An 11,010-nucleotide genomic window follows, 5' to 3' on the forward strand; every position below is an offset into this window, starting at 1 on the left:
CATGCCAGAGAAATTGATTTTTGAAAAGAGCGTCCCCGGCAGGCGGGCGGCCTTTTTCCCGGAGCTGGATGTCCCCGCCGTTGATGTGGATAGTCTAATTCCCAAGGAAATGCAGCGCCAAGAACCGGCCAAACTGCCGGAAGTCAGTGAAAACGAAGTGGTGCGTCATTTCACCCGCCTGTCCCAGATGAATTTCGGCGTGGATACGGGGTTTTATCCTCTGGGTTCTTGCACCATGAAATACAATCCCAAGATCAATGAAGAAACGGCGCGACTGGCAGGTTTTGCCCGCCTGCATCCTTACCAGCCGGAAAGTATGGTGCAGGGAGCTTTGCAGCTGATGTACGAAACCATCGTCGACTTGTCGGAAATCGCCGGGATGGCTTTCGGCACCCTGCAGCCGGCGGCCGGCGCCCACGGCGAACTGGTAGGTATGATGATCATTAAAGCCTACCATGAAAGCCGCGGCGATGCCAAGCGCACGAAAGTCATTATCCCGGATTCCGCTCACGGTACGAACCCGGCGACGGCGGCTCTCTGCGGCTTTAAGACGGTGGAAGTGAAATCCCTGCCCAACGGCGAGGTGGATGTGGAGGCCCTGCGCCAACTGGTGGACGAAGAGACCGCCGGGCTCATGCTGACCAATCCGAATACGGTGGGTATCTTTGAAACCAAAATCCAAGAGATTGCCAAGATCATCCACGATGCCGGGGGACTCCTGTACTATGACGGTGCCAACATGAACGCCATTATGGGCTATGTCCGTCCCGGGGATATGGGGTTTGACGTGGTGCATTTCAACCTCCATAAGACCTTTTCCACCCCCCATGGCGGCGGCGGCCCCGGCGCCGGTTATGTGGGAGTCAAAGAGCACCTGGTGCCCTTCCTGCCTAAACCGGTGGTGCAGTACGACAGCGCCGGGGACCGGTATTACCTGGATTACGATCGTCCCCAGTCCATCGGCCGGGTGAAAGCTTTCTACGGCAACTTCGGCGTGGTGGTTAAAGCTTATACCTACCTGCGGGCCATGGGCGGGGCAGGTCTGAAGCATGCCAGCGCCAGCGCGGTGCTGAATGCCAACTACTTGTTCCGTCAATTGAAGGAGCATTATTACGCACCTTTTGACCGTACCTGCATGCATGAATTTATCATCACGCCCAAGAACCTTAAAGATACCGGTGTCCGTACCTTGGACATCGCCAAGCGGCTCTTGGACTACGGCTATCACCCGCCCACGGTTTATTTCCCGTTGATTGTGGAAGAAGCCTTGATGATTGAGCCGACGGAGACGGAGACGAAGGAAACCCTGGACGGTTTCGCCCAGGTGATGATTGGCATTGCCAAGGAAGCCAGGGAGAATCCGGAAGCCTTGAAGGAAGCTCCCACCAAGACCCTGGTGGGCCGCTTGGACGAGGTACTGGCCGCTCGGCAGCCCAATTTGCGTTACAAGGAAAGCGAATAAAATTTTGACGCGGGAGGACCGTCCTCCCGCGTCTTCCATTATCTAGCGGTGTATTGCCGGGACTCTTGGGGCATTCCTAATAACAGAAAGGAGGGATGCCTATGGAGCTGCGCGTACCGACCGGCAAACCCATCAGCCGGGTGAAATGTGTGGTGGATACCTGCCGCTTTAACGAGGCCGGCAAGTATTGTGTCGCCAGCGGGATCGAAATCCAAGCGCCTAATGCTAAGAATTCCCAGGAAACCGATTGCGCCACTTTTACCCCGGTGGGTGGTGATTAAAAGAGCAACCGGCCTCGATGGTTCTGTCGCCGAGAACATCGGGCCGGTTTTTGTCTTTCCCGTTACCTCCGGATTCCAGCAGGGATTCGCTTTTCTCTGGGCGAATTGTTTTTAGAACTGCTTAAACCTGGGAGTAGGGAGCCATGGAGCGACATTGGGCTAAAAAAGCCTGCTGGCAAAAATGGATCAAGGAAGAACAAGCCAGTCTTTATACCCTGGCCTTTTTCTTTGCCAGGGATGATGAGACCGCCTTGCAGCTTACCAGGGAGGCCGTCACCTTAGCTTATCAAGCTGAGCCCGGATGGTCCAAGGCGGTATTTTTAAGGGCGGTAGCTGACCAGATGTGCCGGCTGCAGGGGAAATATTCCCCCCCGGAACAAGATGAAGCCGGGGAACTGGCGCAAGTGACGCGGGTTCTGTTACATATGGAGGGAGAACTGAGACTGCTCGTGTTGTTTTACTGTGTGCTGCAGTTTGACCGCCGGTCCCTGGCGGAGAAATTGGGATGGCCCCCTGCCAGGCTGGATGCCAAGCTCAATGAAGCTTTGGCAGTGGTGAACCGGAGTTTCCTGCGGCAAAAGCTGCTGGTTACCCAGTAATCCTAGTCTGCGTCATTTTCACCTTTTCCATCATGCCGTGGGTTGGCCGTGACCACCATAATGGCTTTGGTCAGGGCGGCATAAACATCGGCACGATACTGGATTTCCAACGTGTTGAGCTTGGTATAAATCTCACCTTGTTCCCGTGCTACGTAACGGGGGGGCAGCAAGTTTAAGGCAATGGCGACAATGTCATGCTGGCAGATTTCGCAGTGACATGCTTCCGGGTACTTCGCCAATACGTTGGGCAGGAAGCTCCACACCACGTCCTCCATGTAGTTTTTTACAAAACATTTTCTGGCCAAGGCGTCGCATCTCCTTTGCAGGCGTTTTCAGTGGAATTATTTTCGCTGCAAAACTGTTAAATCCTGCTGGGCGATGTTGTGCCATTTACCTCTAATGGGAAAAATGATACAATTACTTAAGAAATTAGTCTAATAGGAAGTGATGAGGTGCGCTTTATCGGTCGAGCCGGAATCGTAGCTGTTTTTTTGCTCTTATCATTGCTTTATCTGGACTGGGTGAGGGAATGGGAACTGCAAGGCGCTAGCGGGATCGGGCAGTACGTGCTGGCCAACGTCTTCATGGTGGTGGGCACATTCCTGCTGGAGGTACCGCGGATCTTGTCTTCTCGCGGGAGAATTTCCTTGGACTGGTTTACCCTGGCGATATTTGTACTGCCGGGTGCGTTCTTTATCCTCAATCCCTTCTGGGCCGGGTGGGGCATTCAGGTTTCCGAAAAGCTGGCCGCCCATTTAGGAGAACTGCGCTTGTTAGGGAGTTTCATGGTGGGGCTGGGTATCGGTAAGAGCCTGGTCTTTACCACACTGGAATATTTCAGCTATCGCTCCTGGTAACGTATCAGGGGCTTTTCTTAGTACGGCAGGATTTTTTGCTTGGCTGTGGAATATTTTGGCAAGTGCGTTGTGGATTGTTCGTCACGGGGAGGAATAACACCGTTGAGTGGTCTGAAGTTACCGGCTTGCGGTAAAATAAACTTGTCACTGGATGTGCTGGCACGCCGGGCCGACGGCTATCACGAGCTGTCTTCCGTGATGCAGTCCATCGGGCTGGCGGATGAATTGTGTTTCCAGCTCAACCTGGCGGGGGACGTTAATTTTGAATGCACCGATCCCGGCCTGGCCCATGGGGAAAACCTGGTGGTGAAGGCAGCCCGCTTGCTGAAGGAGCGTTTTGGAGTGGACCGGGGCGTGGATATTCACCTAAGGAAAAAGCTGCCGGTGGCGGCGGGTCTCGGAGGAGGTTCCAGTGACGCGGCGGTGACGCTGAAAGCCCTTAATCATTTGTGGGGCCTTGGCCTGTCCATTTCCCACCTGGTTTCCCTGGGCCGGGAACTGGGGGCCGATGTCCCCTTTTGCCTCCTGGGAGGTACCGCCCTGGCCCAGGGCATTGGGGAGACGATTACCATTCTTCCGCCGGTGCCCAGGTTGTGGCTGGTACTGGTGAAACCGGCAGTAGGATTAAGGGCGGGACAAGTTTATCGCCGCTGGGACGAATTACAGTACCGGACCAACCGGTATACACCCGGGGTTTTAAAGGCCATCGATCAAGGAGACCGGGAACAAGTGCTGCAGGCGGTGGGCAATGATTTGGAAAGAGTGGTGCGGTCCCTGGTACCGGAGGTGGAGGAGATCCTCCGGAAGCTGGTGGAAGCAGGCGCCGCCAAAGCCATGGTCAGCGGCAGCGGCCCCACGGTCTTAGGCTTTGTGGAAACCCGGGAACAGGCAGCGGCACTGTGCCGGAAATTGAGCAACGCATATCCTGAGGTTTATTTTACACATACCATATAGAAAAGGAGGGGTCCCATGGGTAAAAGGCTGTTGCCCATCCGGCTGGATACGTACAAGCCTTTACGGGAAATCGTTTTTGAAACCATGCGTGAAGCGATTATCAGGGGTGATCTGGCGCCCGGTGAGCGGCTCATGGAAGTGCAGCTGGCCGAAGAAATGGGCGTATCCCGTACACCGGTACGCGAAGCCATCCGGAAATTGGAACTGGAAGGATTTGTGGCCATGGTTCCCCGTAAAGGGGCTTATGTGGCTGATTACACCATTAAAGATATTACGGATGTATTTGAAATCCGGGCGGCGCTGGAATCCCTGGCGGCCGGACTAGCTTGTGAAAGAATTACGGAACGGGAATTGGATGAACTGCAGGTATTGGTGGTTAAAGTTGGGGAAAATATTAAAGAGAATGATATTGACGGCATCATCCAAATAGACACGGAGTTCCACGACCGGATTTACCGGGCCAGCCGGAACAGCCGCCTGGAGCAGATGATTTCCAACTTGCGGGAGCAGATCCAGCGGTTCCGGGCTACTTCCTTGTCTTCGCCCGGTCGACTGAAGGATACCCTCGAAGAGCACAAGAGTATTGTGGATGCCATTGCCATGCGCGATGTGGCTTTAGCCCAGAAGCTGGCCAGGGAGCATGTGGAGAACGCAGAGGATATTTTCTTGGATGCTTTGAGCAAACAGCAAGGCAAGACAAAAATTAAAGAATAGTCCAGAGGTGAGGCCAGTTGCCTTTTGATGCGATTGTACTTGCAGGCAGTTCCGGTTCCGGGGATCTGCACCCTAATCGCGCGTTAATTCCCATTGGGGAAAAGTTGATGGTCCAGTACGTAGTCCACGCCTTGAAAGAAGCCCCGTCGGTGAACAGGATCGTGGTAGTGGGGCCGGTGAAGGAATTGGAAGCTATCTTTGCCGGCTGCCCGGGGGTTTTGCTGGCGGAGCAGGGAGATACCCAGGTCACCACCTTGTTGAACGGCGTCAAAGTACTCCGTCCCAAGGATGAGGATAAAATCATTGTTGCCACCAGTGACATCCCCTTGTTAAGCAGCGAAGCGGTGGAAGATTTCTTGCGGCAGTGCGCGGAGAAGGAAGGGGACGTGTTTTATCCCATTGTCCCCAAGGAAGTCAATGAAAAAAGGTACCCCGGGATCAAGAGAACTTATGTTCACTTGCGGGACGGGGTCTTTACCGGCGGCAACCTGTTCTTGATCAGGGCCGGGGTCATTGAACCCTGTGCCGCCAAGGCCGAAGAACTGGTGCGCCTGCGAAAAAGCCCGCTGGCTTTGAGCTGCCAAATCGGACCGTTGTTCATTATAAAGTACTTATTGCATCGCTTATCCTTGCGGGAAACGGAGGTTAAGTTTTCCAAGCTTTTAGGGATTAAGGGCTACGGCATTATTTCCCAGTACCCGGAAGTGGGTATTGATGTAGATAAACCCAGCGACTTAGAGCTGGTAAGGCGCATTTTGGCAGGTTAGGCCCTCAAGCGGAGGAGGGCCTTTTTTTTGGGCGGGTCGTTGCCAATAAGTGAATGATTAATTACAATTAGTAAAAAATATTCGCTTTAAGGAGCAGGGAGGTGGAGTGTTGAGACGGAGCGAACGCATTGCCGTGATCACCAAGCACTTGGTAGAGCATCCCAGCCGCCTCTTTTCGTTGAACTATTTTGTTGATTTGTTGGGGGTGGCCAAGTCCACCGTCAGTGAAGACCTAACCTTAATTAAGGATGCCTGGCAACAGCAAGGGCTGGGAGAACTGAAAACGGTGGCCGGTGCTACCGGCGGTGTCAAGTATGTACCCCGGGTAGCGGATGGAGCCAGGCAAGCTTTATTGCAATCCCTGGCGGAGAAACTCCAGGACCGGGAGCGGATCCTTCCGGGCGGCTTTATCTATATATCCGATATTATCGGCGATCCTGTGGTGACCGGGGAACTGGGCAAGATTTTTGCCGCCATGTTTAACGTCAAGGCTGATTACGTGGTCACGGTGGCCACGAAAGGGATTCCCCTGGCCATGGCCACGGCACGGGCCTTGAATTTGACCACGGTGATCATCAGGGATGACAGCAAAGTGACGGAGGGCTCCAGCGTCAGTTTGAATTACCTTTCCGGTTCCAGGACCATCCGTACCATGTCCTTGTCCAGGCGTGCCTTGCCCCAGGGGGCCCGGGTTTTATTCATTGATGATTTTATGAAAGCCGGCAGCACGGCTCACGCCGTGATGAAACTGATGGAGGAATTTGACGCCCGGGTGGTGGGTGCCGGGTTCCTGATAGCGACTGCCTGGCCGGAAGAAAAACTGATTACCGATTACGTGGCCCTGTTGTCCCTGGAGGAAATAGACGAGCACCGCGGCAAAGTAGTGGTCAGGCCCTGTTAAACCGGGCCGGGAGAACCGCCCTTCGTCGACAGCTAACCTTGGATTCTTTACAAGAACCAAGGTTTTTTATGTATAGAACAAGAAAAAATTGTTAAAATTATCAATGAATAGCAGGAATTTGATGGCAATAGGTAGAATCTCAAGAGGACAACGCTGGTTTCTTTATGACAGAAGGGTGGTGAGCAGGTGAATATCACGGATGTCCAGGTGAGAAAGGTCAACCCGGAGGGTAAAATGAAAGCCATCGTCTCGGTAACCTTTGATGATGCCTTCGTGGTGCATGACGTCAAGGTGGTGGAAGGGCAAAACGGTCTCTTTGTCGCTATGCCCAGCAGGCGTACTCCCAGCGGGGAATTCCGGGACATTGCCCATCCCATTTCCCAGGCAGCTCGCAACGTCATCCAGGAAGCAGTTCTCAAAGCTTACATGGCATATAAAGAGGCGATTTAATGGAAGGAGCGCAAGCTCCTTTTTTCATTGCCGCAACCTTGCCAACGGGTCGCATAGAGTGTAAGCTATAAAGGGGTTTAATAATAGAAGGGATGATCTGTGAAGATGACTAAAACGGCAGCGGTGATTTTAGCTGCGGGCAAAGGAAAGCGCATGCATTCCCGCCGGCCCAAGGTGCTGCATTTATTGGCAGGCAAACCGCTGGTACGGTATGTGGTGGATGCGGCTCAAAAAGCCGGTGTTTCGCAAGTGGTGCTGGTCATCGGCCATGGCGGTGAGGAAGTAAAAGCCGCTTTGGGGGAAGGTTTTGACTACGCCTGGCAAAGGGAGCAATTGGGTACAGGTCATGCCGTTATGCAAGCTATGGACGCCCTTGCCCCGGATGTGGAACAGGTGGTGGTGCTGTCCGGTGATGTGCCGCTTTTGACGGGGACTACTATTCAAGCACTCCTGGATGAATTCGTGAAAACCGCAGCCAAAGGGGCGGTATTAACCGCTTGCCTGGCGGATCCCACGGGTTACGGGCGGATTATCCGCCACGACGGTAACCTGGTGGAAAGAATTGTAGAGCACGGGGATGCCTCCCCGGAAGAATTGGCCATTCAGGAAATCAACAGCGGGATCTACTGCTTTGACAGGGCAGTGCTGGCGGAATGCTTGCAATTCCTCAAGCCGGATAACGTGCAGGGGGAGTATTATCTAACCGACGTGGTGCAGGTCATGCGCAGCCGTGACCTGCCGGTGGTGGCTTATCGAGTTCAGGATTCCCGGGAGATTATGGGTATTAATAACCGGGTTCAATTAGCGGAAGCGGAAAGCATTATGCGGCAGCAGATCAACACGAGGCTTATGCTGGCGGGTGTGACCATGCTTGACCCCGTTACTACCTACATTGAGGCCGGGGTGGAAGTGGGGCCGGACACGGTGATCCATCCCTTCACCATCTTGCGGGGGAAGACCCGCATCGGCAGGGGTTGTACCATCGGGCCCCAGGTCAACATGCTGGACACCGTCGTCGGAGACGAAGTAGAAATCAGGTATACCGTCACCGAAGAAGCACAAATTGGGGATCAGGCCAAAATAGGGCCTTTTGCCTATCTCAGGCCGGGTACGGTGCTAGGTCGCGGTGTGAAGGTAGGAGATTTTGTCGAAATCAAGAAATCTATGATTGATGAAGGCAGCAAAGTACCGCACCTGACGTATATCGGCGATGCCGTCATCGGCAAGTCGGTGAATGTGGGTGCCGGAACTATTACCTGCAATTACGACGGCAAAGCAAAACACCAAACGGTTATTGAAGACGGGGCTTTTATCGGCAGCAACAGCAACCTGGTGGCACCCATCAAGATAGGTGCCAATGCTTATGTGGCAGCAGGTTCTACTTTAACCGCCGACGTACCGGCGGAGAGCCTGGCGGTGGCCAGGGAGCGGCAAAGAAACATTCCCGATTGGCACAACAAAAGAAGAGCGGGACAAGATTAAGGATGGAGGATGAACATGGCTGGGGCACATCAGAAATTCAAGATTTTTACCGGTAACGCAAATCCCGGTTTGGCGGCGGAGATCGCGGAGTATCTTGGTGTGGAGCTGGCAGCGGCGAGAGTCTCCAGGTTCAGCGACGGTGAGATCAGTATCAATATCAATGAGAGTGTACGCGGGGCCGATGTGTACATCGTGCAGCCCACTTGCTATCCCGTCAATGAGAACTTGATGGAGCTCTTGATCATGATTGACGGTGTGAGACGGGCTTCGGCCCGGCGCATTACCGCCGTCGTACCTTATTACGGTTACGCCAGGCAGGAAAGAAAGAGCCGCGCGAGAGACCCCATTTCCGCTAAATTGGTGGCTAATCTGATCGTGGCCGCCGGGGCCCGGCGGCTGCTGACCATGGACCTGCATGCCAACGCGATTCAAGGTTTCTTTGATATCCCGGTGGATCACTTGCCGGGCGGGCCTATCTTAAGCCAGTATTTTATCAACAAAAAGCTGACTGATGTGGTGATTGTATCCCCCGATATCGGCGGCGTGACCCGGGCGAGGAACTTTGCCGAACGGCTGGGGGCGGAAATTGCCATTATCGACAAGCGCAGGCCTGCTCCCAATGTGGCGGAAATCATGAACGTGATCGGCAATATTGCCGGCAAAACGGTGATCATGATTGACGACATTATCGATACCGCGGGCACCATTACCCAGGGAGCGGAGTTCTTGATGGCGCAGGGGGCCAAGGAGATTTACGCCTGCTGCACCCATGCTGTGTTATCCGGACCGGCGGTGGAGCGGCTGAACAAATCCCCCATTAAGGAAGTGGTGGTGACTAACACCATTCCCCTGCCCGAGGAGAAAAAATCTCCCAAAATTAAGGTGTTGTCCGTCGCACCCCTTTTGGGAGAGGCTATCATTCGTATTCACCAGGACTTGTCGGTCAGCAAACTTTTTGATTAGACGAGTCTTGACTTTCATCATCTTGCGCCGTTGGCGTAGGAGAGCCGGAGCCGGTGGGTTCCGGCTTTTCTTTTTGGGGTTTCCCGGCCGGGGCGGCGGGCGGTTCTTCTTCCGTTTCCCCAGTAAACTTCTCCACGGATTTATAGATGGATTCCCCTAGTTTTTTCGTGGTTTCCTTGGTTTGCTGCCATACTTTGAGGCTGGTTTCTTTCACGGTTTTGGCCGTTTCCGATAAGGGGGACTCCTCCTTGCAGATGGCCTCGGTGTCTGACTTGACAATAACGGCGCTTTTACCTATAGTGGTAATGACGCAGCCCTTAATCACGGTTTTGCCGTGCATTAAATTGTCCAACAGGCTGTTGCCCAGCTCCAGCCCGTTGATTTTACCGGTGGCCGGGTCAAAGAAGAATTCTTCCACGGTGCCCAGGTAATTCCCGTCTTCGGTCAGCACTTTCGCCCCCAGCACGCGGGGGGAACGCCGGAATAATGTAGCCAGGTGGGGAGATTGATTGACCCGTTCACAGGCACCGGAGTCCTTCACCGTCACGGCATAATCTCCAAAACTGGTAATATGCTCAAAGGGGATGAGGCGCGGTTCGCGAAAGATGCCTTTACGGTAATCTAAAATCAAAGCAGCCAGGGCGATAGCCTCCGGGTCGATGACGACACCTTGAACCTTGCCTAATTCTTCTCCGTCGTTTAGGGATATGACCGGCAAGGCGAACAGCCTTTTACTTCGATACATGGTTCTCCCTCCTTTTCTCCCGTTAAAATCTATGCCACAAAGCCGATTATTATGCTAATTTTTGGAACATACTTTTAAACAGGTTGTACTGGTTGTGCCAAAAAACCTTAAGGAGGTAGGTCTGTATGGAAGTTGTCACGGTAACAGCGGAAAAGAGGTCGGTACTGGGCAAAGGGGCTGTCAACAGGCTGCGTCGTCAAGGGTTTGTACCGGGCATTCTCTACGGGGAGAAATGCGGCAATGTACCGGTGGCCATTGACGAAAAGGAGTTCCGGAAGGTGGAACTGGGAACGGGTAAAGTATTCAAAGTGGTGGTAGCCGGCGAGCAAGAACACAGCGTAATCGTCCGGGAAATGCAGCGAGATCCTGTTTCCCGGCGTCTCACCCATGTGGATTTGCTGGAAGTATCCATGAATGAACCCATCGAAGTGATTGTGCCCATCAGAATCGAGGGCGAGGCCAAGGGTGAAAAAGTTGGCGGCGTGCTCCAGCACGGCCTCAGGGAAGTGGAAATCAAATGCCTGCCTAAGGATATTCCGGAGGCCATAACGGTGGATATCTCCGCCTTGGATATCGGTGACTCCATCAAGGTGGAGGACCTGGTGCCCCCGGCAGGGGTGACCGTTTTGACGGAACCGGACCAGCTGGTGGTGACCGTCATTGCCGCCCAGCATGCCGAGGCAGTGGAGGAGGAAGGCGAAGGAGCCGCTCCGGAGGCAGCGGAAGCTCCCGCGGCGGAGTAGCCTCTATCGATATAGATGTGATTGGGAAGGAAGGGGTGACCCTTCCTTTCTTTGATTCTTGAAAGGCATAGATTTGCCTAAACTTGGACAAA

At 53.8% G+C, this 11,010-nt stretch carries 14 protein-coding genes; 12 read left to right on the forward strand and 2 right to left on the reverse strand.

The window, feature by feature from the left end:
- Nucleotide 1 precedes the first annotated feature (1 nt).
- The 3 genes from GXX34_04840 (at nt 2) to GXX34_04850 (ending at nt 2,342) form a co-directional block, all read left to right on the forward strand.
- On the forward strand, nt 2-1,462 hold the full coding sequence (locus tag GXX34_04840) for an aminomethyl-transferring glycine dehydrogenase subunit GcvPB (GenBank protein ID HHW06846.1): 1,461 nt from the start codon (nt 2-4) through the stop codon (nt 1,460-1,462).
- Between the two features lie 95 nt (nt 1,463-1,557).
- Nucleotides 1,558-1,743, forward strand: coding sequence for a DUF1540 domain-containing protein (locus GXX34_04845; protein ID HHW06847.1), 186 nt, complete (start codon nt 1,558-1,560; stop codon nt 1,741-1,743).
- A gap of 143 nt (nt 1,744-1,886) precedes the next feature.
- Nucleotides 1,887-2,342, forward strand: a complete 456-nt coding sequence (locus GXX34_04850; GenBank protein HHW06848.1) for a hypothetical protein — start codon at nt 1,887-1,889, stop codon at nt 2,340-2,342.
- A 2-nt stretch (nt 2,343-2,344) separates the two neighbouring features.
- Here the strand turns inward: GXX34_04850 and GXX34_04855 are convergent, their stop codons facing one another.
- Complete coding sequence (locus GXX34_04855) at nt 2,345-2,617, reverse strand: late competence development ComFB family protein (protein ID HHW06849.1); 273 nt, start codon at nt 2,615-2,617, stop codon at nt 2,345-2,347.
- A gap of 177 nt (nt 2,618-2,794) precedes the next feature.
- Here GXX34_04855 and GXX34_04860 point away from each other — a divergent pair, with 177 nt between their 5' ends.
- The 8 genes from GXX34_04860 (at nt 2,795) to GXX34_04895 (ending at nt 9,430) form a co-directional block, all read left to right on the forward strand.
- Nucleotides 2,795-3,199 carry a hypothetical protein gene (locus GXX34_04860; GenBank protein ID HHW06850.1) on the forward strand — a complete coding sequence of 135 codons (405 nt, stop codon included), beginning with the start codon at nt 2,795-2,797 and terminating at the stop codon, nt 3,197-3,199.
- Between the two features lie 102 nt (nt 3,200-3,301).
- The gene (locus tag GXX34_04865; protein HHW06851.1) at nt 3,302-4,153 is read left to right on the forward strand and encodes a 4-(cytidine 5'-diphospho)-2-C-methyl-D-erythritol kinase; all 852 of its coding nucleotides are present in this window, start codon (nt 3,302-3,304) and stop codon (nt 4,151-4,153) included.
- Nucleotides 4,154-4,168: 15 nt separating this feature from the next.
- On the forward strand, nt 4,169-4,867 hold the full coding sequence (locus GXX34_04870; protein HHW06852.1) for a GntR family transcriptional regulator: 699 nt from the start codon (nt 4,169-4,171) through the stop codon (nt 4,865-4,867).
- 17 nt (nt 4,868-4,884) lie between these two features.
- Nucleotides 4,885-5,634 (forward strand): NTP transferase domain-containing protein, encoded by a 750-nt coding sequence (locus GXX34_04875; protein ID HHW06853.1) that lies wholly within the window; start codon nt 4,885-4,887, stop codon nt 5,632-5,634.
- 106 nt (nt 5,635-5,740) lie between these two features.
- Nucleotides 5,741-6,535 carry a pur operon repressor gene (gene purR, locus GXX34_04880; GenBank protein ID HHW06854.1) on the forward strand — a complete coding sequence of 265 codons (795 nt, stop codon included), beginning with the start codon at nt 5,741-5,743 and terminating at the stop codon, nt 6,533-6,535.
- A 186-nt stretch (nt 6,536-6,721) separates the two neighbouring features.
- Nucleotides 6,722-6,985, forward strand: a complete 264-nt coding sequence (spoVG, locus tag GXX34_04885; protein HHW06855.1) for a septation regulator SpoVG — start codon at nt 6,722-6,724, stop codon at nt 6,983-6,985.
- Nucleotides 6,986-7,090: 105 nt separating this feature from the next.
- Nucleotides 7,091-8,467, forward strand: a complete 1,377-nt coding sequence (glmU, locus tag GXX34_04890) for a bifunctional UDP-N-acetylglucosamine diphosphorylase/glucosamine-1-phosphate N-acetyltransferase GlmU (GenBank protein HHW06856.1) — start codon at nt 7,091-7,093, stop codon at nt 8,465-8,467.
- Between the two features lie 15 nt (nt 8,468-8,482).
- Nucleotides 8,483-9,430 (forward strand): ribose-phosphate pyrophosphokinase, encoded by a 948-nt coding sequence (locus GXX34_04895; GenBank protein ID HHW06857.1) that lies wholly within the window; start codon nt 8,483-8,485, stop codon nt 9,428-9,430.
- On the opposite strand, the gene GXX34_04900 is transcribed toward GXX34_04895, so the two are convergent.
- Entirely contained in the window at nt 9,411-10,175 is a 765-nt protein-coding gene (locus GXX34_04900; protein HHW06858.1) for a hypothetical protein, read from the reverse strand. The two genes, GXX34_04895 and GXX34_04900, sit on opposite strands and share 20 nt — an antisense overlap.
- 125 nt (nt 10,176-10,300) lie before the next feature.
- Between GXX34_04900 and GXX34_04905 the strand changes: the two genes are divergently transcribed.
- A complete protein-coding gene (locus GXX34_04905; GenBank protein ID HHW06859.1) occupies nt 10,301-10,918 on the forward strand; it encodes a 50S ribosomal protein L25/general stress protein Ctc in 618 nt (205 codons plus the stop codon).
- Nucleotides 10,919-11,010 lie beyond the last annotated feature (92 nt).

It is taken from the genome of Clostridia bacterium, from assembly GCA_012840125.1.
In the GTDB taxonomy this organism is placed as follows: domain Bacteria; phylum Bacillota; class DULZ01; order DULZ01; family DULZ01; genus DULZ01.